The sequence below is a fragment of the Fontibacillus panacisegetis genome (assembly GCF_900102215.1).
GTDB lineage: Bacteria > Bacillota > Bacilli > Paenibacillales > Paenibacillaceae > Fontibacillus > Fontibacillus panacisegetis.
Window position 1 is genome coordinate 42,375 of record NZ_FNBG01000028.1, and the last position, 24,731, is coordinate 67,105.

Here is a 24,731-nt window from a genome sequence, read left to right on the forward strand (position 1 = left end):
TCAGCGACCAAGGAGTGGTTTATAGGTGAGTTCCGTTCTGGTGAAACAGGATGTCCGGGAATTTTGGCAAAAGGAGCTTTGGTTACCGTTACCGGGATTAGATTTATATACCGATTATTCAAAACTTGCTGCCAGCCGTGCTGAGCAGACGACCATATACCCGCTGGATCTTACAAAATCTCAACTAGATAAGCTATCAGCAGCAGGAGATCAACAAGCATGGATGATTACAGGTTACTTGGTTTTATTGTTCAGAATGAGTGGCGAAAAGGATCAACTAGTAGGAGTTAAAGATCATAACGGTCATATTCTGCCACTGCGAGTAGCGTGCGAGCCTGGGATGACTTATCAGGAGCTTTATACGTCGATCAGAGGCAAGCTGAACCAGCTAAATTCAGCCAGTCTTCCATTAAAAGAGATAGAAGAGCTTGTCGGCCATACGCAAATTGTGCAGACCCTATACGGTGATGATGATACGTATGCTTCAAGTCGTCTGAACTGGTCTGTAGAAAATGAGAATTCTGAATGTCGTATCCTCATAAAATATGACCGCTATCTTTTTAAGGAAGATACTGTTCGTAAGCTTGCTGCACACTATGAATCTATTGTGAAAGCAGCTATAGAGAATGACAGTATTGCGATTGGCAGCATTCCGATTCTGACGGCAGAGGATGAGGAAGCATATGTTCAGCTAAATGATACGACAAAGGAGTGGGACATGCCTTCAAATGGTGTTGTAGGTATGTTCCAACGTTCGGCAGAACAATTTCCGGATCGCGTGGCCCTATCAACGGATGGCAGGCAGCTGACCTACCGTCAGCTGGATTATCTATCGGGCAGGTTAGCTAAGAAGCTGAGAGAGCAGGGCCTTCATAAGGGGAACTTTGTATCGATTTATATGGAACGCAGTATAGAGGCTGTGATCAGTATGCTCGGTGTAATCAAAGCTGGAGGAGCATATGTTCCACTAGACCCGGAGCATCCAGACGATCGGAACTCTTACATTATCGATGATACGAAATGTCCAATTGTCATAACTAAGGATATTTATAAATCCAAGCTAATATCGTTTATGGCTTCAGGTACAGAGCAAGTAAGTTTATTAAGCTTGGAATCGATCTTCAGTGAAGATATAGGAGACATGGAAGGATCAGAAAAGTCACAAGAGTTGACAGGATATGTTGATGTGGAGATAACTTCTGATGATATCGCCTATATCATCTATACTTCGGGAACTACGGGTAGACCTAAGGGTGTTCTGATTCCTCATATTGGGGTCGTTAACTTGGCAATGACTACAGTGGAGCATCTGAATTTTTCGGAAAATGATGTAATCCTGCAGTATTCAACGTTTAGTTTCGATGCGTCTGTGTATGACATTTTTAGCGCACTATGCTCTGGTGCTCAGCTTCATCTATTGTCGGGGGAACAGCGCTATTCGGTAGAAGCATTTACTTCAGGTATTGAAGAGACGGGGGCAACGCGAATTGGTATTTTACCAACGGTATTCTTCAACCAGTTGTCAGCGTATCTCACTGAGAAGGATGCGTCAAAATACGTATCTATTAAGAGCTTTGTTATCGGCGGAGAGGCGTTGTCAGGTGAGGCAGTTCGTGGATTGCAAAAGAAGCTTCCACATTGTCCGATGATTGTAAATGCGTACGGACCTACTGAAGTAACAGTGGTGACGACAACACATACGTTGGATGGTCCGGTATCGGAGCATTTATCAACCATTAGCATCGGTAAGCCGATCCATAACTATGAAGTGCTCATTGTGAATGAGAATAACCAGCCTTGTCCTATAAATGTATCTGGAGAGCTTCTCATCCATTCCGTGGGCCTTGCTAGGGGATATTTGAACCAACCGGAAAAGACGGAGGAAGCTTTTATTAAGGACCCTGTTCATCTGGGCTCTGATAAAAGATTTTACCGTTCCGGAGATCTGGTTCGTCTGTCAAGCGGAGGATTGGAGTATATCGGCCGTAAGGACCTGCAGGTAAAGATTCGCGGTTACCGGATTGAAATCGGGGAAATCGAGGAGAATCTTGCCAAGCACGACGATATTAAAGACGTAGCGATTATCGCCAAGAGTAATGATGTAGGGGAAAAAATGCTGGTTGCCTTTTATACATCGAAAGAAGGAACCCCGATTCACAAATCGGAGCTTGCTTCTTTTCTGAAAGCAAAGGTTCCAACATACATGGTGCCGTCACATTTTGTGTTCCTTGAGTCTATGCCAATATCCCCAACCGGAAAGATGGATCGCAAACGTCTGGACATCTACGACATCCCAGAGACATTGGAAGAAGTGTCTGAGAATTACGCCGCGCCAGAGAACGAGCTGCAGCAAACAATAGCGAGTGCTTGGCAGCAAGTGCTTCACAGAACCTCTATAGGCATTTATGATGATTTTTTTGAAATTGGCGGTCACTCTCTTAAAATTATTGAGATTCTTGTCTTGCTTAAACCAAGCTTTCCCAAGTTAAAAATCAATGATTTCTTCGTAAATCCTACGATAGCGCGCTTAGCGGAACGGATCATAGTGCTGAATGATGAACAGGCTGATGAATCAGGTCAGGATCATTTCAAGGAGATCAGGGACCTGGAGGAGTATCCGCATAGCTTTGGCAGCGAAGGAATGGCGAAGTGTGGTGCTATGAAACAAGGTCATATTTTATTGACGGGGGCAACAGGATACCTGGGATCTACGCTGCTATATGAATTGCTTGCTACATCAGATAGCGTTATTTATTGCTTGGTGCGTCCTGCTTCCGGAATTGCTCCGTATCAGCGTCTGGTAGATGTGATGTGCGATTATTATGGACAAGAGATCGCTGAGAGAATGGATGGACGTGTCGTTGTTATCTCCGGGGATCTGGAGCAGGAGCATTTAGGCCTTAGTGCAGCAGACAGAAGTCTGCTTGAGGAGCATATAGACTCAATTATTCACTGTGGGGCAGAGGTGAAGCATTTCGGTGATGCCGATTATTTTACACGCGTAAATGTTGAAAGTACGGATCGTTTGCTTGCGCTGGCCCGTGGCAAAAATGTCCGCTTTCATTATATATCTACTTTAGGTATCCCTGAAGATTTGGCTTTCGGGGGGAAATGGGATCATTTCATAGGCTCGGGCTATGGAGATAGTATTTGTACGGACAACGTGTATACTAACAGCAAGCTGGATGCTGAGAAGCTGGTAGTCAAAACCTGCGAAGATGAGGGCGTACGTGCTACTGTCTATCGTATCGGTAATTTGTCATGTCATTCTAAGACAGGCTCATTCCAGAAAAACATTGATAACAATGCTTTTTATAGAATGTTGAAAGCGATGATGCTTCTTGGAAAGGCTCCAAAAGTAAGCTGGTACGTTGATTTTACTCCAATTGACTATGCCGGAAAGTCTGTTGTTAATCTGGCTCTTCAGGATGAATCGGCAGGTACAGTTTTTCATATATGCAACCCGACGCAAATACTGTATGAGGACATGGTACAGATGCTGCAGGATTATGGGTACAAAATCGAGCTGCTGGAATTGTCCGAATATGAAGCATGGGTGCTCGACAGCAGTCAGCCGAAGGATCGTACAGGAATGGAGCTTGCTATGGCACAATTGGAAGGTGACGGGGCTAAAAATTCAGCTTACCGATTCGCTTGTCCACGTGCAACGCAATTTTTGGCAGGTACGGGCGTCTACTGTCATGTTCCGAATGCACAATTTTTTGCGCGAATGCTAGATTACGCTGTATCGATTGGATATTTTCCGAAGCTATAGTACTGACGATCAATTTTCTAGATATTTATTCGAAGAGGTCGAGTCAATGATAGATACGTTGGCTCGGCCCTTTGTCATATGCAGTGATTTTCGTCGTTCTCCTAGTTTGAACTCTTAATTTGGTGGAAATACTAGAAACGAGAGATTAGAACGAAGAGAGGGCGGGATATTTGATGAAGCAAATTATGCTGATTACGGATGGATGCTCCAATGTGGGAGAAAGCCCGGTTTTGGCTGCGGCTCTGGCAAGACAGGAAGGAATCACGGTCAATGTGGTCGGTATTGTGGATTATGGAACTATTGGTGAGTTGGGTAGTGCTGAAATTTCCGAGATTGCAAAAGCCGGCGGTGGTATGAGTCGTCTTTCAGGAACGGAGAAGTTAGCGCAGACAATGCAAATGATGACCCGGAAAACAGTAGTACAGACCATTCAACATGCGGTGAATAAGGAGCTAAGACAGATATTGGGCGGGTCAGAGATGGAGGATTTGCCACCGGAGAAACGTTCTCAGGTTGTTGAGGTGATTGATGAGCTGAGCGAGAATAGTCCGCTGGAGGTAGCGTTGCTCATTGATGCAAGTGCAAGTATGAAGCCTAAGCTGCCAGCAGTGGAGAATGCGATCCGTGATATGATGTTAAGTCTTGGGGCGAGAAACGGACGAAGCAGCCTTGCGGTATTTCATTTTCCAGGCAAGCATGGCGGGGAGGATGCTGTGCTAGATTTGGACTGGACGACAAATTTGGAATCTGTTCGCTCCATTTTTCAGCATCTTTCGATGAGGGGGGCGACACCAACGGGTCCAGCGATCTTGAAGGTGATTGAATTCTTTAGGTATGGTACACTGAAGGGACAAAGTAACGAGAACTGGCCGGTCGAATCAGGCCAGGGAGAAGGGATGCTCGGTGACTACGTCGTCTAAGTCGTCTAATATGGTCTTGCCGCAAGGCACTCTAATAACCGGACGCTGGAGGGGTGGACGTTATGTAATTCAGCGTTTACTCGGTCAGGGAGCGAACGGAATCGTATATCTTGTGAAACGGGCGGAGAACGGTGAGCTTTACGCGCTCAAGATGGGCTTCGACACGATTGACTTACAGTCAGAGGTCAATGTGCTGAAGGCGTTGCAAAATCAGAGGCGCAAACATCGTAAAGCCAATGAAAGACAGGGCCCATCTTATCTGGTTGAGGTAGATGACTATTCTCATCTGGGTAGTGAGATTCCTTTCTACGTCATGCGGTACGTGAAGGGTGAGCCGCTTCGTACTTTTCTATCAAATAGAGGAGATAGATGGCTTAATGTAGCAGGTCTCTATATTTTGCAGCAGTTGAGAAGACTTCATGAATCGGGATGGGTATTCGGAGATTTGAAGCCTAATAATGTCCTCATATCTCCTTATGGTGAAGTAGAGCTGATTGATTATGGCGGAGTTAGTGCTATTGGCCGAAGTGTGAAGCAGTTCACGGAATGGTATGACCGGGGATATTGGTCAGCGGGAAGCCGTACGGCTGATCCTGCTTATGATTTGTTTTCCTTCGCTGTAGTGTGTATTCATATGCTTGCGGAGGAGCCTCTCAAGAAGGCAGCAACCTCATTGCCCCAGATGAGGAGCAAAAATGATTTAATTCATATTGTGCAGAATGAGCCTGTTCTTGGGCCCTATCGGAAATGGCTTGAGAAAGCAATCGAAGGGAAATTTCGTGATTCTGCAGAAGCTTGCGATTTATGGAAGGAACTCGTCAAAGGATTCACGAAGAGAGGCAGGCCCCAGACTTCAACGCCTAGATGGATGCTGGGTGCTTTTGCTTTATCCATTACGTTGCTGGCTTGTGCACTTTATTTAACGCTGCGGTTCTGATCCGAGATGCCCAATAAATAGACTAGATGAAAGGGGAGAGGGACATGATGGAGCGTAGAATGTACCGTCTGGTTGAAGAAGCACGCCTTATGGACAGCGAGTATCACCTTTGGTCCCCAGGGGATTGCATAGTGGTCGCTGTCTCGGGTGGACCGGACTCAGTTGCACTGCTCCATATCCTGAATGAAATCTCCAAGGATAAGGAACTTGGGCTGAGGCTGGTTTGTGCTCACGTTAATCATGGTTTACGTGGAGAGCAGTCGGACGAGGAAGCGGAGTTTGTACGGAATCTTGCAGGAAAGCTTGGTATTCCGTTTGAGCTCGGCTTTTTCGACATTCCTTCATATATGAAGGATTCAGGGAAAGGACTGCAGCTTGCAGCGAGAGATAAACGATATGAGTTTTTACATGATGTGGCAACCCGTTATTCAGCGGCCTCAATAGCGCTGGCACACCACGCTAACGATCAGGCTGAGACCGTCATGATGAGAATTTTGCGTGGGAGTGGCCCGTCGGGTCTTGCAGGTATGAGAGTGAAGAGAAGAGATAAAAAGGTGGAACTAATAAGACCATTGCTGCGTATATACAAGGATGAGCTGATTCTAGCCTGTGATACTTTGGGTATTCCTTATGTAATAGATAGTTCAAATTTACTTCCAAAGTATGCTCGAAATGCAGTGCGTCTGGATGTCCTGCCCTTTTTGGGGCAATATAATGAACAGCTGACGGATTCCTTGAATAGACTTGCTGAAGTGATTGGGGTAGAAGATGATTACATACAGCGGGAAGCCGAGGCTGCCTATGCCAAGCTGGTATTTAAACAGGACGGCTTAGAGGCCTTTCGAATCAACTCTTTCATCAATTTACATGCCGCTTTACAACGGAGGATGATTAAACTAATATTAAATTATCTGCCTTTAAGCACGGATGAAGGCGATTTCGTTAAGATTGAAGCGATTCGTAAGGGTGCAATTCAGAACTCTCCTACGACATGGAGCATTGATCTTGGCGGCGGACTACGTTGTTTACGCGAATATGATACGATCCGGTTTGCTCTAGCGGAAAGTCAGATTCCTCATTATACATATGTTGTGGAACATTTTCCTGCGGAGGTGTTCATTAAGGACACGGGACGAACCCTAAGGTTTACCCGGGAAGAAGCTGACCCGGGTCTTTTGAAATCGGAAGGTCGGGGGAACGATGAAGCAGTGTTCGATACGGATGGTCTACATTATCCGCTTACTGTGCGTTCACGACTTCCAGGAGATATCATGAAGGTTATGGGACTAAATGGGAGCAAAAAAGTAAAGGATATTTTCATCGATGAGAAAATACCGCCTTCGATGCGCTCAGAAATTCCTATAGTGACGGACGCCAACGGACAAATATTGTGGATCCCGGGTGTTCGTCGATCTGCGATTGCTACAGTGAGCCCGCATACATCTTCCGTTGTGGTAATGGCTCTACAAAAGGGCAGAGAATGAATCGCTTTGTTGTAACAAAGTGAAGACATTCATAGTATAACGTAGGAGGTTTACGTATTTTGCAAAACGACATCCAGGAAGTTCTAATAACACGGGAACAAATACAGCAGAAAGTTGAAGAGCTTGGACAACAGCTCAGTAAGGAATATGAAGGTCGCAATCCATTGGTTATTTGTATTCTTAAAGGTGCCTTCATTTTTATGTCCGATCTGGTGAAGGAAATTACAGTGCCGATCGAATTGGATTTTATGGCAGTATCGAGTTATGGCGCTTCTACCCGTTCATCGGGAGAGGTTAAAATTATTAAGGACTTGGATTCTTCCGTAGAGGGACGAGATGTTCTGATCGTGGAGGATATTATCGACAGCGGACTTACGCTCAGTTATTTAGTCGATGTACTAGAACGACGTAAAGTGAACTCCGTAAAAATTGTTACTTTATTTGATAAACCGGCACGCAGAACAGTGGACTTGCAGGCTGATTTGTCCGGGTTTGTTTTGCCGGATGCTTTTGTTGTCGGCTATGGTCTCGATTACGCAGAGAAATATCGCAACCTCCCTTACATTGGGGTGCTGAAGCCTGAAATATACACCACTTAATGGTGTGACAGTATAAGGTTAAAGACAACCCGGGCCTGTTTTTTGAAAGACGAGAGCGGCTATGGTAAAATAACTTAAGGTTTTTGAGAGGAGGTAGGGGATGAATCGGTTCATCCGGAATTCTGGTTTTTATTTGATACTTTTCTTAGTCGTGGTGGGCATCGTCCAATTCCTCAACGGCGGAAATGAGGCAACCGTCACCCCTAGGTACGATGAATTGCGTCAGCAATTAAAGAGTAACAACGTCGAGGAATTGACCGGTAAATTTGACGGTTATGCTTATCTGGTAACCGGTAAGTATAAGGAAACTGTCGGCGAGAGCAAAACGAAGAACTTCTCAACCTATATTCCATACGATCAAAACGTACTCAGAGAAATCGTGGATTTCAGCGAGAAGAACGACTTTGATCTGACTTGGAAAAAGATGCAGGGCGAGAGTATCTGGCTTACTTTCCTGACTTCGATTGTTCCACTAGCTATTATGTTCATTCTCTTCTTCTTCCTGTTTAATCAGGCGCAGGGCGGCGGCGGCAAGGTAATGAACTTCGGCAAGAGTAAAGCCCGTCTCTACAATGAAGAGAAGAAGAAGGTTACATTTGAAGATGTCGCAGGGGCCGATGAAGAGAAGCAAGAGCTTGTCGAAGTTGTTGAGTTCCTGAAAGATCCTCGCAAATTCGCCGCTGTGGGTGCGCGAATCCCGAAAGGCGTACTTTTGGTAGGTCCTCCGGGGACTGGTAAAACATTGCTTGCTCGTGCGGTAGCCGGGGAAGCAGGCGTTCCGTTCTTCAGTATTTCCGGTTCCGACTTCGTAGAAATGTTTGTCGGTGTCGGTGCTTCCCGTGTACGGGATTTGTTCGAAAATGCGAAGAAAAATGCACCATGTATCATCTTTATCGATGAGATTGATGCTGTAGGTCGTCAGCGTGGCGCCGGACTTGGCGGTGGCCATGACGAACGTGAGCAAACGCTCAACCAATTGCTCGTAGAAATGGATGGTTTTAGCGGTAACGAAGGTATTATTATCGTAGCAGCTACAAACCGTGCAGATATTCTTGACCCGGCGTTGCTGCGTCCAGGACGTTTTGACCGTCAAATTACGGTAGATCGTCCGGATGTGAGAGGACGCGAAGCGGTACTTAAAGTACATGCTCGTAACAAACCGCTTACTAAAGACGTTCGTCTTGATATTATTGCGAAACGTACTACCGGATTTTCCGGTGCGGATCTTGAGAACCTGTTGAATGAGGCAGCACTTCTAGCCGCGCGCCGTAATCGTAAAGATATCTCTATGCGTGAAGTAGATGAAGCGATTGATCGTGTGATCGTTGGTACTGAGAAACGCAGCCGCGTGATCAGTGACCGTGAGAAACGCATTGTTGCCTTCCACGAAGCTGGTCATACCATCGTTGGTTATTTCTTGGAGAATGCCGATATGGTGCATAAAGTAACGATTATCCCGCGCGGTCGCGCTGGGGGCTACGTTATTATGATGCCTAAAGAAGATCGTATGCTTGTGACGAAGCAAGAGCTTCTCGACAAGGTTACAGGTCTCCTCGGTGGTCGTGCGTCAGAAGAGATCTTTATTGGTGAAATCGGTACGGGTGCTTATAGCGACTTCCAGCAAGCTACCAGCATCGTGCGCAGCATGATCGTTGAGTATGGTATGAGTGAGAAGCTCGGCCCAATGCAATTTGGCACATCGCAAGGTCAAGTATTCCTAGGCCGCGATATCGGACACGAGCAGAACTATAGTGATAAAATTGCTTACGAAATCGATCAGGAAATGCAACGTTTCATTACTGAATCGTATGAACGTAGTAAGAACCTCTTGATTGAGCATGCTGACAAGGTTCGTCTTATTGCAGAAACTTTGCTTGAGGTGGAAACCTTGGAGCTTGAGGGGATCAAGTCATTGATCGAGACCGGGAAGCTGCCTGACTCCAATTTGGATAACAGCGGTAGCAATGAAGAGGGTTCCGGCGCACCTATCGTTGATAACATTGGTGATGTTAAAGTCCGCATCCAGGGTAAAAGTGAAGATCCGGCGTCAACTGTACCGCCTGGAGATATTCCGAACGATACCCCTAATGGATCGAATAATGATATTACTAGTGATCCTGTGGTTGATACGCCTCCGGGTACTGTCAAGGATGCTCCGGATACATCGGATCAAGACGATAAGGATGATAAAGGAAACGGTGGGAGTACACCTACTGTATAATTACTGACTAGCGTTAAATGAAGAATCCGAATGAAGAATCCGGGAGACAAATCCTGTCCCCCGGATTTTTTTCATGCAAATCGTTCTTTGGTTGATTGACAGTACAACGTACCTTGTGTAAATTAATTGTTAAACACCGTGTGAAATTTGATACGTTGTCGATATTTCATGCTTATTTAAGGCATATGAAATTAACTATAACAATGCGGATAGAGAGATAAGATTCGGCGATGAACCGAATTCGCATAAGGGGAGGAAGTAAGGTGGAGGCTCAGGCACTGGAGCGGAAGGCAGAAATGAACCGGGAGCTCAAGGAAAAACTGTTCCAGCTCAAAAAAGAACGGAATGCGATTATTTTAGCGCACTATTATCAGCGTGATGAAATTCAGGAGGTTGCAGACTTTCGGGGCGACTCATTTTTGCTTGCCCAAAAGGCGGCTTCTACCGATGCGGAGACCATCGTATTTTGCGGGGTGCATTTTATGGGGGAAAGCGCTAAAATACTGGCCCCAAACAAAACAGTCCTTATTCCAGACGAACGTGCAGGCTGCCCGATGGCGGATATGGTTAACGTGGATGGACTTCGCAAATTAAAGGCGCAGCATCCTAATGCCAAGGTCGTAACTTATATCAACTCTTCAGCTGATATTAAAGCGGAGACAGACATTTGCTGTACTTCCTCCAATGCTGTCAAAGTTATTAATTCGGTAGATGCCGATGAGATTATATGGGTACCCGATAAAAATCTCGGTCACTATGTCCAGCAGCATACAGATAAGAAGCTGATTATTTGGGAGGGCTACTGTAATACCCATGATATGCTTACGGTTAAGGACGTTGTAGAGATGAAGGCAAGTCATCCGGGAGCCGAGTTTGTTGTGCATCCTGAATGTCGTCCGGAGGTCGTCGCCATGGGCGATTTTGTAGGTAGTACTACTGCGATTCTGGAATACTGCAAGAACTCTTCAGCTAAAGAATTTATCGTCGGAACTGAAGATGGTACCGGTTATCAGCTTAGAAAAGACAGCCCGGACAAAACGTTCCATTTTGCAACTAAGTTCCTAGTGTGTCCTAATATGAAAGTAAATAACCTAAAGAAATTGGTTAAATGTCTGGAAACGATGCAGCCGCAGATTTATGTACCTCCTGCTGTAGCTGACAAGGCCAGAGCATCCCTAGAGCGCATGTTACAGGTTAAGTAGCATGCGCTACTCTCTGTTCAAGACAGGTGAATATAGTGATTCCACAATATTTGGTTGATTTTGATTTAAGTGAACTGCCCGTAATAGATACAGATGTCATTGTTATCGGTTCGGGCATCGCTGGATTATTTACTGCCATTAAAGCGAGTGAACAGCAAAGGGTTACTATGATTACGAAGAAATCACTGATGGAGAGCAATACGAGATATGCTCAAGGTGGTATTGCTGCAGTTATTTCTGATGAAGATTCCCCGGAATATCACCGTCAGGACACGCTCCTAGCAGGAGCAGGTCTATGTTCCTCGGAATCGGTAGATATTCTCGTCAATGAAGGACCAAGAGGTGTTAAGGAACTGATAACACTCGGAACTGCTTTTGACATAGAGAACGGGGAACTAGCGTTAACGAAAGAAGGAGCTCATAGCCATCGTCGTATTCTACATGCAAATGGAGATGCAACAGGCTTTGAAATTGTCCGTGCATTGTCGGAGCAAGTAGGGGGTCATCCTAACATTGATATTTGGCATGATCATTTTGTCATAGATTTAATTACAGAGGATAATGAATGCTTGGGAGCTCTTGTGATGCGTCCTGATGGCCAGCGTGTATTTCTTCGAGGGAATGCAACGATTCTTTGTTCTGGAGGGGCTGGTCAGCTATATCGTTATACGACCAATCCTGAAGTGGCTACTGGCGATGGAGTCGCTATGGCATATCGTGCTGGCGCGTTGATCCGTGACTTGGAATTCATTCAATTCCATCCTACGTCCTTGTGTTATCCGGGAGCGCCACGTTTTCTGATTTCAGAAGCTGTACGTGGTGAAGGAGCAATTCTGCGCAATATCAAAGGTGAGCGCTTTATGGAGAAATACCATGAGCTGCTCGAATTGGCGCCGCGGGACATTGTGGCCCGGGCTATTGTCAGTGAAATGGAAGCTACGAAGTCTACTATTGTCTATCTTGATATTACGCATGAGACACCGGAGACGATTAAGCATCGGTTCCCGACCATCTATGAGACTTGCATTGGATTTGGTCTTGATATGACAACAGACTGGATTCCTGTTGCTCCGGCTGCGCATTATATGATGGGAGGTGTACAGACGGGACACTACGGTGAGACTAGTGTGGGGCGTCTGTTCGCTTGCGGAGAGGTGTCCTCTACCGGAGTACATGGAGCCAATCGTCTGGCGAGCAACTCTTTGTCGGAAGCTATCGTATTTGGACGACGCATTATTAAACGAGTCCAGCAGCTAGAGCCTCTGCAAAAGACGGGAATGAACATAGCTTGTCAAGATAATCGCAATGATGCTGTCATGCAGCCTATCGTTGAGCGCAGGCTGAAATTGCAAAAGGTTATGGTTCGGCAAGTGGGTCTCCGCCGTACGAGAGAGGGTTTGCTGAAAGGATTGGAGGAACTTCAGCGGCAGTTGCCTATTTTCGGGGCGGCCCTTCATACTAGAGAGCAGCTGGAATTCGCAAATATGCTCACTTGTTCCTTGCTATTGACTGAATCGGCTCTTGTTCGTGAGGAGAGTCGCGGAGGGCATTACCGTGAGGATTTCCCTGAGCGGAATGACGAACGGTGGCGCAGACATATTTTACTTCACCGTGAAAAAGGAATGTTGGAGGAAGTCAGTGATGATGTTTAATGGATATAATGCTGGTTTGGTAGAATCGATCACCCGTTGGCTGGAAGAGGATATCGGTGCAGGTGATATTACGTCTGCGGTGACTGTTCCACAGGGTCATGAGTCCAAGGGGATCATTCATGCTAAAGAAGCGGGGATTGTGGCCGGTATTGAAATAGCTCAGCTGGTGTTCGAGGTGGTAGACCGTACCTTGACCTTTACTCCACTTGTAAAAGATGGCGATTCTGTTGCCAAGGGAGCTGTACTCGCCGTAGTGGAAGGAAGCACCCACAGCGTTCTTACAGGAGAGCGACTTGCCTTGAATTTGCTTCAGCGTATGTCTGGTATTGCTACGAAAACACGTACTTTTATTGATGTGCTAAACGGACTTCCGGTTCGTCTGGTGGATACACGTAAAACGACACCTGGTCATCGTATGCTCGAAAAGTACGCTGTTCGTGTCGGTGGTGGAAGCAACCATCGATTCGGACTGTATGATGCAGTGATGATTAAGGATAATCATATTAAAGGCTCGGGCAGTATTGCTGAAGCAGTAAGCCGTGCACGGGCCAACATTCCACATACGATGAAAATTGAAGTGGAGACTGAGAACTTGATGCAAGTTGATGAAGCTTTGACGGCTGGGGCTGATATCATTATGCTCGATAATATGGAACCTGGACTGATGAAGCAAGCAGTAAGCCATATTAAAGAGAAGGCTCCGCATGTTATTGTAGAAGCTTCAGGGAATGTTTCATTACAAACAATACGCAGTATTGCCGAGAGTGGAGTGGATGTTATCTCGGTAGGGCGTTTGACGTATTCCTTTGAGAGCCTGGATATCAGTCTGGACCTCAATGAGAAGAAAGTGGGGTAAGTGCCATGTTTCTTGTGGTAGATGTCGGCAACTCTAATATCGTACTTGGTATCTACAGAAATCGCGAGCTGCTTCATCATTTCAGAATAGGCACCAACCGGCAAGCTACAGTAGATGAATATGGAGTGTTGATACACAATCTGTTTCAAATGTCTAAAATTGAAGTGCACGATATTGAAGGAGTTATCATTTCTTCAGTCGTTCCTCCATTAATGCACGTACTGGAGGAGCTATGTGAGAAATATTTAAAACGGAAGCCGCTGATCGTGGGCCCTGGTATTAAGACCGGATTGAATTTGCGGTACGAAAATCCGCGTGAGGTTGGGGCAGACCGGATTGTAAATGCGGTCGCTGCCATTGAGCAGTATGGCGGTCCACTTGTAGTTGTTGATTTCGGAACAGCGACAACATTTGATTGCGTCGATGCACAGGGAAATTATCTAGGAGGAGCGATTGTTCCAGGCATAGGTATTTCTACGGAAGCTCTGTATCAACGTGCTTCTAAGCTGCCTCGTATTGAGCTGGAGAAGCCGAAGAAAGTCATCGGCCGAAATACGGTGCATGCCATGCAGGCGGGAATTATTTTTGGATATGCAGGTCAGGTGGATGGAATTGTGGGCCGTATTAGGAACGAGATGAACGCGGAGCCTAAGGTAATTGCTACTGGCGGTCTTGCAGAATTGATTGCAAGCGAGTCAGATTCCATTCAGGAAGTAAATCCTTGGCTCACACTGGAAGGCCTTCGAATCATCTATGAGCGTAATCAATAATTGCGCAGGAAATGCATAACAATTAAGGAGGCGATCACCGATATGGTTAACAATAAGGGAAAAGACATTTTGATTCGTGGTACGGCAATGGACGGTAAAGTTCGTGCATTTGCCGTGCGTACTACAGCACTTGTAGAGGAGCTTCGTCGCCGGCATGATACGTATCCAACAACAACGGCTGCGCTTGGGCGCACAACAACTGCCGCTGCTATGATGGGTGCGATGCTGAAGGGCGAAGAGAAGCTGACGATTCAGGTTCAAGGTGACGGTCCAGTTGGGCAGATCATTGCTGACGCTAATGCCAAGGGTGAAGTTCGCGGCTACGTAAAAAATCCACATGTTCAATTGCCTAGCAATAGTCTTGGAAAACTCGACGTAGCTGGCGCTGTGGGTACGACAGGCTTCATTCACGTTATTAAAGATTTGGGTCTCAAAGAGCCTTACCGCGGAAGTTCTCCAATTATTTCTGGTGAGCTGGGAGAAGACTTTACGTACTATTTTGCGGTTTCTGAGCAGACACCTTCCGCAGTAGGACTAGGTGTGCTGGTAGATACTGATTCATCAGTTATTGTGGCAGGCGGGTTTATTATTCAGCTATTGCCTGGACTAAGCGATGATGAGATTGATGTTATCGAACGTGCGGTAGGACAGATGCCTCCAGTAACTGCACTGCTGGATCAAGGCATGGAGCTGGATGAAATGCTTCGTTGGATCGTACCTGATGTGAATATTCTTGAAGAGATGGATATTCATTTTAAATGCACGTGCTCGCGTGATCGGGTTGAGCGTACTCTTATTAGTCTTGGAAAAGATGAACTGGCAGCTCTCAAGGATACAGAAGAGGAAACTGAGGTTGTATGTGACTTCTGTAATGAAGCTTACACATTTACGAATTCCGAGATAGATGAATTGATTTCACAGGTCGGGGGAAAATAAAAAAAGTACACCCAAGCAAACCTGGTCCTAGGGCCAGGTTTTTCTTGTTGATTTTTTAGCATACTTAATTATTGACAACTCCGATGGGTGTTGTTAAGATAATAGTAGTAAAACCAACTTGATTACTCGGAAATATAAAAGCACAAATTATTGCTTTACTTTATATCATTTTCGAGAAGTTATGTATTTGTATTTTTAACAGCTAAGAAAGCTTACATTATATTTATGTTCACATCCGAAGGAGGCCTTTTCATGTCAAAAAAAGTAGTTAGCAACGTAACAGAACTAATTGGTGGAACACCGCTTGTTCGCCTAAATCGTATCGTTCCTGAAGACAGCGCGGAAATTTATGTGAAGCTGGAATACCAAAATCCGGGCTCCAGCGTTAAAGATCGTATTGCAATCAGCATCGTTGAAGAAGCTGAAAAAGAAGGCAAATTAAAGCCGGGTGGCACTATTATTGAAGCTACTAGTGGCAACACTGGTATCGGCCTTGCTCTTGTAGCTGCAGCTAAAGGCTATAAAGCAGTTATCGTTATGCCTGAAACAATGAGCCTTGAACGTCGTAACCTGCTTCGCGCTTATGGTGCTGAGCTCGTATTGACCCCAGGATCGGAAGGTATGAACGGCGCGGTTAAGAAAGCTGAAGAAATTTTGGCAGCTAACCCTGATTACTTCCTGGCTGATCAATTCAGAAACCAAGCTAACGTAAAAATTCACCGCGAAACAACGGGTCCTGAAATCGTGGAAGCGATCGAATCGCTTGACGGTACATTGGATGCATTCGTTGCAGGTATCGGAACAGGTGGTACAATTTCCGGTGCTGGTGAAGTGCTCAAGAAACGTTTCCCTGAAGTGAAGATTTATGCAGTAGAGCCTGCAGCTTCGCCAATTTTGGCAGGTGGCAAACCAGGCCCTCACAAAATCCAAGGTCTTGGCGCTAACTTCATTCCAGAAATTTTGAACCGTGATATCTACGATGAAATTATTCATGTAGAAAATGAAACAGCATTCGAGCAAGCACGCACAGTAGCTAAAGAAGAAGGAATCTTGTCCGGTATTTCTTCAGGTGCTGCAGTATATGCTGCACTTCAAGTTGCTAAACAACTGGGCAAAGGTAAACGCGTTGTGGCTATCATTCCAAGTAACGGCGAACGTTACCTCAGTACTCCGCTTTACAATTTTGAAGCTTAATATTGGAAGCTGCATATCACCTTCCTGATTGAGGGTATTTGTACCCCCCACGTTGTTCTTTATGAACAGGGTGGGGGGTTATTATATGTTTTTTTAGCAGGCGGGATTTTTTAAGGGTGAATTGACTACTTCGGTAATATAGAATTAAATAATACTATTAGTGTTCAAAAGATGGATTTTTGAACCTCCATAAAATAAGCCGAACAGGAGATGAATTTATGATACTGGTTATCGACAACTATGATTCGTTTACTTATAACCTGGTTCAATACTTGGGTGAATTGGGCGAAGGGGTTACCGTTCGGCGTAACGATGAAATTGATTTGGAAGGGATTTCTGAGCTGAATCCTGACCATATTTTGATTTCTCCAGGACCTTGTACTCCTAATGAGGCTGGTATTACGCTTAAAGTAATCGATCGATTTAAAGGTGAAATTCCGATCTTTGGAGTGTGCTTAGGCCATCAAGCGATTGGTCAGGCATTTGGAGGTAATGTTATCCGTGCACCTCGTCTGATGCATGGTAAAACCTCGCCAATTTTGCATCAGGGTACCTCGGTATTTACAGGTCTACCGTCACCGTTCACCGCAACTCGGTACCACTCATTGATTGTAGAACGGGAGAGCCTTCCGGATTGTCTTGAAATCACTGCTGAGACCGAGGAAGGCGAAATTATGGGTCTGCGTCATAAGGAATATGCCGTTGAGGGGGTCCAGTTCCATCCTGAATCGATTATTACCGATTACGGTCATCAGATTCTTCGCAATTTTTTGGCCCGTAAAAAAAGTAATGAATGTTGATTCGGGCTTTGAGAGAAAGCAGGTATTAAAATGAAGCGGGAATTGTACAGACGTAGGTATCCATGTGGAGATAGTGCTGTGACATTAGGAGATCGTACTTTGATTATGGGGATTCTTAATGTAACTCCGGATTCATTTTCGGACGGTGGGCGGTACAATAACACAGATCGAGCGGTAAAGCATGCTCTGCAAATGATGGACGATGGAGCGGATATAATTGACATCGGAGGAGAATCGACGCGCCCGGGTCATACTCCGATAAGTGAGCTGGAGGAGATACAGCGGATCGTTCCTGTAATAGAAGCAATTCACCGCGAAGCACCGCATATACCGATTTCAATTGATACTTACAAGGCAAATGTAGCAAGGGAAGCATTAAAGGCCGGCGGTCATATTATTAATGACATTTGGGGGTTCAAGGAGGATCCTCAAATGGCGAAGGCAGCGGTAGAGTTTGATTGTCCTGTAATCTTAATGCATAATCGGCGCGATCGCAATTATAACCACTTGATTGAAGATATCGTTAATGATCTGTTGGAGAGTGTAAAGATAGCTAAAGATGCAGGAGTTAAAGATGATATGATAATCCTTGATCCAGGCATCGGCTTTGCTAAGGACTATTCGGAGAATCTAAAAGTTATGCAATCCCTCGACGTATTGACTACATTAGGGTATCCTGTGCTGTTAGCTACCTCACGTAAAAAGTTTATTCGTACGACACTTGATCTTGAGGTAGACGAGGTTGCATTTGGTACTGCAGCAACTGTAGCATTTGGTATTGCTCAAGGTTGTCAAATGGTTCGGGTGCATGATGTAAAGGAAATGAAGCGCACAGCACAGATGTGTGATGCAATGTATTATGCATAGAGACTTTAAGCTAAACAGTCCGTATCATTCATGAAGCCGTGATTACTTGTTCAAATGACAAGTAATCACGGCTTGCGTTTTGTTGAATAGAGTTATTTCAATATTAGAATGCGCTTTCTTTGAAAGTCGTTTAATTAGCTGATTTTTTGAATGGTATATGTTGTTACTCCCGCAAAGGTAGAGGAGCTCTTGATAACCCAGCCGTAGGGCATGTTAAGCGTGGAGGTTACCTGCACTGTAGTTCCAACAGAGGTTCCATTTAAATTAATTAACGTGTAGGTTGTTGTTCCTGCAAAGGTAGAGGAATTCTTGATCATCCACCCTCCTGGTATGTTGACGGTAGAAGTTACCTGTTGTGTCGCGAGAGCAGGCCCATTGTTAAGGTTGATTATGACGTAAGTGGTTGTTCCCGCAAAGGTAGAAGAGCTCTTGATCATCCAGCCGTAGGGGATGTTATACGTGGAAGTTACCGATTGTGTTGCCCCGTAAGGTGCTCCATTTAAATCAACAATAGTGTAGGTGGTTGTCCCGGCAAAGGTAGAAGAGCTCTTAATCATCCAGCCAGCAGGTATATTGTAGGTGGATGTCACTGTTGTTACGTTCCCATAGGCTGCATGAACAGAGCTGTACGAATTAAGAAATGCAAAGACAAAAACAAGTAGTACTGCCAGGTGCTTCAGTTTTTTCATAATCAAACCTCCCAAAAATTAGTATAATTACATATAAATTATACTATGGCAAATATATACTTTACAACAATTAATTTCAAATTTAATCCATTTAAATTACAGCGAGTAATGTAGTTTGGCAGTCTCCTATATTTAATGGTTAGGTGGCCAATAACTTAAAAATATTTCCATGTAATTACCGATATATCTCAATCTATTAAATGTTGTAGAATAATGTTGAATTTAAATGCATTATCAGCCTCTCCTTGGAGTTACGGCCATTTATGCGCTGTTTCTTTGAAAGGGAGGCTTGATTTTTGTGATGAGTAGATTCATTTGCTGTTGAATTGTGATGAAGTATAAATTGTGGTAATATGAAGGCTAATTATGATCTGCACGGGGCTTATTCTACACACAGGCAATGGGCCTGTGTTTTTATTTTTAAATACTACAAAACTATAAGGTGGCGTATTAAATAATGGATAGAATGGTACTAAAACGTATGGAATACTACGGATATCATGGTGTTTTTGAAGAGGAACGTAAACTGGGCCAACGATTTTATGTTGATTTGGTATTGGAGCTAGACCTGCAGGAGGCTGGGAAAAGAGACGATCTGTCCAAAACAGTAAACTATGCTGAAGTCCATGATCTGGTGAAAAATATCGTCGAACAAAAAAGCTTCAAATTGATTGAAGCTCTTGCAGAACATATTGCATCCTCGGTATTGGACACTTATACTATGGTAGATGCGTTAACGGTTGGTGTTACGAAGCCGCATCCACCTTTTGATATTCATTTTGAAGGTGTGACAGTGGAGTTACATCGATCCAGAAAGTGAGAAGGTTACTTCATGAATATTCAATCTACCTCTGGTACTACAGAGGCTTATATTGCTTTAGGGGCTAACTTGGGTGATCGGGAAGCTACATTGCTGGAGGCTATCTCATTACTGCAGGAACAGCCCGATATTATAGTACTTCGTACTTCCAATATGTATGAGACTGATCCCGTGGGATATGTGGATCAACCCAATTTTGTAAATATGGCTGTAGCGCTAAGTACGACGTTATCTCCGGCGGATCTGCTTGCTGTTATGTTGGAAACAGAGCTTAGGCTGGGGCGTGAACGGAAGATTAGATGGGGTCCGCGCACGGTAGATTTGGATCTGTTATGGGTACAAGGACAGGTTATAGATACACCTTTATTAACACTGCCTCATCCGCGAATGCTGGAGAGGGCATTTGTACTTGTTCCTCTTGCTGATATCGTCCCGGAAGAAGATTCGTCTGGTTTGTACGAGACTGTACACCATGCCCTTGATCTTATTGACGGAAAGGACGGCGTCCGCTTTTGGAAAACCTGCAGTTGGCAAAGCGTATAAGGGCTTTTCGAAAACTAAAGGGATATACTCAGCAGGAGCTTGCTGAACGATCAGGCATCTCGCTTGATATTTTGGGAGCTATAGAAAGAGGAAATCGACGGGCAGAAGATCAAATTTTAAATAAAATTGCAGATGTTCTTGGGGTAACCCTGACTGACCTGATGGTGAAGAAATAGAGGGCAGGGGAACTAACGCTCACAAAACCAAGTGAATGCTTACGAAGTAGTTTTGTTCGATGACATATCTAAAGAAGTAACGCTCACAAAACTTTAAGGAGGTACCATCATGCTAAAAATCGGCGATATTGAAATGAAAAATCAGGTCGTATTGGCTCCTATGGCGGGTGTCTGTAATCCGGCGTTTCGCTTAATTGCGAAGGAATTCGGTACCGGACTTGTATGCGCAGAGATGGTTAGCGATAAGGCAATCATTCATGGCAATAAACGGACCAAGGAGATGTTGTTTGTAGATGAACGCGAAAAACCGCTAAGTTTGCAAATTTTCGGTGGCGACAGGGAGTCGCTGGTTGAGGCCGCTAAGGTAGTAGATCAGGATACGAATGCTGACATTATCGATATTAATATGGGATGTCCAGTACCGAAGGTTACGAAATGTGACGCTGGGGCACGCTGGCTTTTGGACCCTAACAAAATACACGAAATGGTATCTGCGGTCGTAGCTGCTGTAAACAAGCCTGTTACAGTGAAAATGCGAATCGGCTGGGATTCCGATCATATTTTTGTAGTAGACAATGCCAAAGCTGTTGAGCAAGCTGGTGGTAAAGCTGTAAGTGTACATGGACGGACACGCGAGCAATTGTACACGGGTAAGGCGGATTGGGACTATATTAAGATGGTAAAAGAAGCTGTGTCTATTCCAGTTATCGGGAACGGTGATGTGGCCACTCCGGAGGATGCTAAACGCATGCTTGAACAAACCGGATGCGACGGCGTTATGATCGGACGCGGAGCGCTGGGCAATCCATGGATGCTGTATCGTACTGTAGAGTATCTTAGAACAGGTGAACTTCTCCCTGAGCCGGAAGCGGCAGAGAAAATCCGTATTGCTATTTTGCATATGGACCGATTAGCTGCACTCAAGGGTGAGCATGTAGCCGTTCGTGAGATGCGGAAGCATCTGGCTTGGTACTTGAAAGGCCTAAAGGGGTCTTCTCGAATCAAGGATCTTATTATGGAAGAGACCAAACGTGATGAAATGGTGCGTATTTTAGAAAATTTTGTGGATGGAATCCACGCGGATAAAAACGAAGAAGTAGAATATGCTTAACTTGCAGCGTTCACAAGAATATTTTGTCTGATAAGAAGTAAGACTGATCAAGAATGATTTTATGCAAAAATAAAAAGCCTGTAATGATGCGGGCAAATGCTGATTATTTTGTCGATATCTATAGCGCGAATGTAATTAATATAGTGGAATCCCCCTAATATCTGGGGTATTGTTTAATTGTTGAGATTGACGCTCGACCGGATATCATTGTGAAACGTTTACATCTTGATTGGGTGTCATTGACATTTCACAGAGGTTCCCCTATAATTTCACAGTATAAATTCGCCTTTGGAGATAAATTCCGTAGGCATGGGTGGTCTGACCTTCATGAGATTGCATATGATATTCTCAATGATGCATGACTTTTTACAGCGTTGCCCAGTGGGATAGCAGAACCTTCGCCGCGGATTGCTATAATGCCTTTTGCTGTTGCTTTTTGTGCTTTTGAAGGCGTTTTGGCTGTCCACCGCACAGTGCGAAAATTTTTTCCATGACAGGAGAATCGGTTGAGATGAGTGATAAAGAAGTCATCCTTACACAGGACGGTCTGAAGAGACTGGAAGAAGAGCTGGAGAACCTGAAATCTGTAAGACGTCGCGAAGTGGCGGAACGGATTAAAACAGCGATTGGTTACGGGGATATTAGTGAAAACTCTGAATATGAAGATGCTAAGAACGAGCAGGCTTTTATTGAGGGACGTATTATTACCCTTGAAAAAATGCTTCGTAACGCACGCATCATCAACAATGATGAGATCGATACCGATACAGTTAGCATTGGTTCTACAGTAACGGTTGAAGACCTCGAATATGGCGATACGATGGAATACGCTATCGTCGGAACAGCGGAATCTGATCCGCTCAAAAATAAAATATCGAATGAGAGCCCTGTTGGTAAAGCAATTCTCGGCAAGCAAAAGGGTGCTGTTGTCGATGTTGCAGTTCCTGCAGGCGTTATTCAATATAAAATCGTTGATATCAAGAAATAATGCTGAATTAGCGTTCTAAAGAAGCTTCCCCAGCGGAAGCTTCTTTCACTGTTTTTAATGTATTGTGCCTAAAAAATAGCGATGCAAGGAGTGGAATGGAATTGAGCGAAGAACTTAACAATCAGGAAGTAGTCGAGGTAAGTGAGTTGCTGAAAATTCGTCGCGAGAAATTGGACGAGCTGCGCGGTCTTGGAATTGATCCTTTTGGCAACAAGTATACACGTACCCATATGGCGGGGGACATTATTAGTCAATATGATGGACTGACAAAGGAAGAGCTCGAAGAGAAGAATGTCGAGGTTACTGTCGCTGGACGTATTATGGCTAAGCGGGTAATGGGAAAAGCCAGCTTCGCACATATTCAAGACCTGTCCGGTAAAATTCAAATCTACGTTCGTCAGGACAGCACACCTGAGGATAAATATGCAGCTTTTAGCATACTGGATCTCGGAGATATCGTTGGTGTGACTGGTGAAGTATTCAAGACAAAAACAGGCGAGACAACAATTAAAGTGAAGGACCTCGAGGTTCTCTCCAAATCGTTGTATCCATTGCCTGACAAATACCATGGCTTAAAAGATGTTGAACTGCGTTATCGTCAACGTTATGTGGATTTGATCGTAAACCCAGAAGTTCAACAGACGTTTATTAAGCGTTCCCGTATTATTCAATCTATGCGTCGTTATTTGGATTCCCTTGGCTACCTTGAAGTTGAAACTCCGACATTGCATAGCATTGCGGGTGGTGCAGCAGCACGTCCGTTCATTACACATCACAACGCGCTCGACATGCAGCTTTATATGCGTATTGCAATCGAGCTTCACTTGAAACGCCTTATCGTTGGCGGCTTGGAAAAAGTATATGAAATCGGCCGTGTATATCGTAATGAGGGTGTCTCAACTCGTCACAATCCGGAATTTACAATGATCGAATTGTACGAAGCCTACGCTGATTACAAAGATATCATGGCATTGACTGAAAATATGATCGCTCATATCGCGCAGGAGGTCCTTGGAACCCAGGTTGTTAACTACCAAGGTCATGAAGTTGATTTGACGCCGCAATGGCGCCGTGTATCCATGGTTGATGCCGTAAAGGAAGTTACCGGTGTAGACTTTGGCGTACAAATGACTAACGAAGATGCGCATAAACTCGCTAAGGAGCATAAGGTTCCTGTTGAATCGCATATGACTTTTGGTCATATTCTAAATGCATTCTTCGAACAATTTGTTGAAGAAACCTTGATCCAACCTACATTTGTATATGGCCACCCAGTGGAGATTTCACCGCTTGCCAAAAAGAATGAAGAAGATCCGCGTTTTACTGATCGTTTCGAGCTGTTTATCGTGGCGCGCGAGCATGCAAATGCATTTAGTGAATTGAATGACCCGATTGATCAACGTCAACGTTTTGAAGCTCAATTGTTAGAACGTGAACATGGGAATGACGAGGCACATGAAATGGATGATGATTTCATTCGTGCTCTCGAATACGGTATGCCACCTACAGGTGGACTAGGTATTGGAGTTGACCGTCTTGTTATGCTGTTGACCGATTCGGCTTCAATCCGTGATGTTCTGTTGTTCCCGCATATGCGTAATACCGTTGAGTAATATTTAAATGATGAACAGGTTCTGCTAATGAAGCAGGGCCTATTCTTTCTTATTCGATAGTTATATGATAGGCGAGAAGCGCATTAACAAGGGTAAACAATATAAATCAAATTATTATTGAAAAATACTTGCGCAATTTGTAGAAAGATGATATATTGTATTTCCGGTCGTTATTAACCAACATTATTGAGCCATCAAGAAAACTTGATAATAAATAATGCTTGACATTAAAACGGCGGATGATATATAATATAAGAGTTGCTGCTGAACACGGTGGTCAACAAAAACGAAGTTGATCTTTGAAAACTGAACAACGAGTGAGTATTAAAAGAGAATGAATAATTCTCGTCAGTTTTTCTAAATGAGCAAGTCAAACACTTTAATGGAGAGTTTGATCCTGGCTCAGGACGAACGCTGGCGGCGTGCCTAATACATGCAAGTCGAGCGGACTTGATGGAGAGCTTGCTCTCTTGATAGTTAGCGGCGGACGGGTGAGTAACACGTAGGCAACCTGCCTGTAAGACCGGGATAACTAGCGGAAACGTTAGCTAATACCGGATAATTTATTTCATCGCATG

Annotated in this window: 21 protein-coding genes and 1 rRNA gene; 21 read left to right on the forward strand and 1 reads right to left on the reverse strand. The window is 44.6% G+C overall.

Features of this window, described 5'->3' with window-relative positions:
• Positions 1-25: 25 nt before the first annotated feature.
• From BLS49_RS19420 to folP, 14 genes are all read left to right on the forward strand, one after another.
• Positions 26-3,775 (forward strand): non-ribosomal peptide synthetase family protein, encoded by a 3,750-nt coding sequence (locus BLS49_RS19420; protein WP_091234763.1) that lies wholly within the window; start codon positions 26-28, stop codon positions 3,773-3,775.
• A 173-nt stretch (positions 3,776-3,948) separates the two neighbouring features.
• Positions 3,949-4,695 carry a vWA domain-containing protein gene (locus tag BLS49_RS19425; RefSeq protein ID WP_091234765.1) on the forward strand — a complete coding sequence of 249 codons (747 nt, stop codon included), beginning with the start codon at positions 3,949-3,951 and terminating at the stop codon, positions 4,693-4,695.
• Positions 4,679-5,632, forward strand: coding sequence for a serine/threonine protein kinase (locus BLS49_RS19430; protein ID WP_376769618.1), 954 nt, complete (start codon positions 4,679-4,681; stop codon positions 5,630-5,632). The genes BLS49_RS19425 and BLS49_RS19430 overlap by 17 nt, the downstream gene beginning before the upstream one ends.
• 44 nt (positions 5,633-5,676) lie before the next feature.
• A complete protein-coding gene (tilS, locus tag BLS49_RS19435) occupies positions 5,677-7,116 on the forward strand; it encodes a tRNA lysidine(34) synthetase TilS (RefSeq protein ID WP_091234771.1) in 1,440 nt (479 codons plus the stop codon).
• Positions 7,117-7,175: 59 nt separating this feature from the next.
• Positions 7,176-7,715, forward strand: a complete 540-nt coding sequence (hpt, locus tag BLS49_RS19440; protein WP_091234774.1) for a hypoxanthine phosphoribosyltransferase — start codon at positions 7,176-7,178, stop codon at positions 7,713-7,715.
• Between the two features lie 100 nt (positions 7,716-7,815).
• Positions 7,816-9,936: an ATP-dependent zinc metalloprotease FtsH gene (ftsH, locus tag BLS49_RS19445; protein ID WP_091234778.1), complete on the forward strand. Its 2,121-nt coding sequence runs from the start codon at positions 7,816-7,818 to the stop codon at positions 9,934-9,936.
• A 263-nt stretch (positions 9,937-10,199) separates the two neighbouring features.
• Positions 10,200-11,138 (forward strand): quinolinate synthase NadA, encoded by a 939-nt coding sequence (gene nadA, locus BLS49_RS19450; protein WP_091234781.1) that lies wholly within the window; start codon positions 10,200-10,202, stop codon positions 11,136-11,138.
• Between the two features lie 35 nt (positions 11,139-11,173).
• Positions 11,174-12,790 carry an L-aspartate oxidase gene (gene nadB / locus BLS49_RS19455; RefSeq protein WP_091234784.1) on the forward strand — a complete coding sequence of 539 codons (1,617 nt, stop codon included), beginning with the start codon at positions 11,174-11,176 and terminating at the stop codon, positions 12,788-12,790.
• A complete protein-coding gene (gene nadC, locus BLS49_RS19460; protein ID WP_091234790.1) occupies positions 12,780-13,646 on the forward strand; it encodes a carboxylating nicotinate-nucleotide diphosphorylase in 867 nt (288 codons plus the stop codon). The genes nadB and nadC overlap by 11 nt, the downstream gene beginning before the upstream one ends.
• Before the next feature lie 5 nt (positions 13,647-13,651).
• Complete coding sequence (locus BLS49_RS19465) at positions 13,652-14,416, forward strand: type III pantothenate kinase (protein WP_091234793.1); 765 nt, start codon at positions 13,652-13,654, stop codon at positions 14,414-14,416.
• A gap of 42 nt (positions 14,417-14,458) precedes the next feature.
• The gene (gene hslO / locus BLS49_RS19470) at positions 14,459-15,352 is read left to right on the forward strand and encodes an Hsp33 family molecular chaperone HslO (protein ID WP_091234796.1); all 894 of its coding nucleotides are present in this window, start codon (positions 14,459-14,461) and stop codon (positions 15,350-15,352) included.
• A gap of 252 nt (positions 15,353-15,604) precedes the next feature.
• Positions 15,605-16,546: a cysteine synthase A gene (cysK, locus tag BLS49_RS19475; protein ID WP_091234800.1), complete on the forward strand. Its 942-nt coding sequence runs from the start codon at positions 15,605-15,607 to the stop codon at positions 16,544-16,546.
• 218 nt (positions 16,547-16,764) lie between these two features.
• Positions 16,765-17,346 carry an aminodeoxychorismate/anthranilate synthase component II gene (gene pabA / locus BLS49_RS19480; RefSeq protein WP_091234803.1) on the forward strand — a complete coding sequence of 194 codons (582 nt, stop codon included), beginning with the start codon at positions 16,765-16,767 and terminating at the stop codon, positions 17,344-17,346.
• Positions 17,347-17,376: 30 nt separating this feature from the next.
• Positions 17,377-18,213: a dihydropteroate synthase gene (gene folP, locus BLS49_RS19485; RefSeq protein ID WP_091234805.1), complete on the forward strand. Its 837-nt coding sequence runs from the start codon at positions 17,377-17,379 to the stop codon at positions 18,211-18,213.
• Between the two features lie 134 nt (positions 18,214-18,347).
• Here the strand turns inward: folP and BLS49_RS19490 are convergent, their stop codons facing one another.
• Positions 18,348-18,902 carry a hypothetical protein gene (locus tag BLS49_RS19490; protein ID WP_091234808.1) on the reverse strand — a complete coding sequence of 185 codons (555 nt, stop codon included), beginning with the start codon at positions 18,900-18,902 and terminating at the stop codon, positions 18,348-18,350.
• 457 nt (positions 18,903-19,359) lie between these two features.
• Here BLS49_RS19490 and folB point away from each other — a divergent pair, with 457 nt between their 5' ends.
• The 7 genes from folB to BLS49_RS19525 all read left to right on the forward strand — a co-directional run.
• Positions 19,360-19,722 carry a dihydroneopterin aldolase gene (gene folB / locus BLS49_RS19495; protein WP_091234810.1) on the forward strand — a complete coding sequence of 121 codons (363 nt, stop codon included), beginning with the start codon at positions 19,360-19,362 and terminating at the stop codon, positions 19,720-19,722.
• 12 nt (positions 19,723-19,734) lie between these two features.
• The gene (gene folK, locus BLS49_RS19500; RefSeq protein WP_091234813.1) at positions 19,735-20,265 is read left to right on the forward strand and encodes a 2-amino-4-hydroxy-6-hydroxymethyldihydropteridine diphosphokinase; all 531 of its coding nucleotides are present in this window, start codon (positions 19,735-19,737) and stop codon (positions 20,263-20,265) included.
• A complete protein-coding gene (locus BLS49_RS19505) occupies positions 20,235-20,441 on the forward strand; it encodes a helix-turn-helix domain-containing protein (protein WP_091234816.1) in 207 nt (68 codons plus the stop codon). Before folK ends, BLS49_RS19505 begins: the two co-directional genes overlap by 31 nt.
• A gap of 109 nt (positions 20,442-20,550) precedes the next feature.
• Positions 20,551-21,552 (forward strand): tRNA dihydrouridine synthase DusB, encoded by a 1,002-nt coding sequence (gene dusB / locus BLS49_RS19510; RefSeq protein ID WP_091234818.1) that lies wholly within the window; start codon positions 20,551-20,553, stop codon positions 21,550-21,552.
• A gap of 511 nt (positions 21,553-22,063) precedes the next feature.
• Positions 22,064-22,540: a transcription elongation factor GreA gene (gene greA, locus BLS49_RS19515; protein WP_091234821.1), complete on the forward strand. Its 477-nt coding sequence runs from the start codon at positions 22,064-22,066 to the stop codon at positions 22,538-22,540.
• Between the two features lie 101 nt (positions 22,541-22,641).
• Entirely contained in the window at positions 22,642-24,153 is a 1,512-nt protein-coding gene (gene lysS / locus BLS49_RS19520; protein WP_245742574.1) for a lysine--tRNA ligase, read from the forward strand.
• Positions 24,154-24,532: 379 nt separating this feature from the next.
• Positions 24,533-24,731: ribosomal RNA gene (locus BLS49_RS19525) — 16S ribosomal RNA — on the forward strand; the annotation flags it as partial.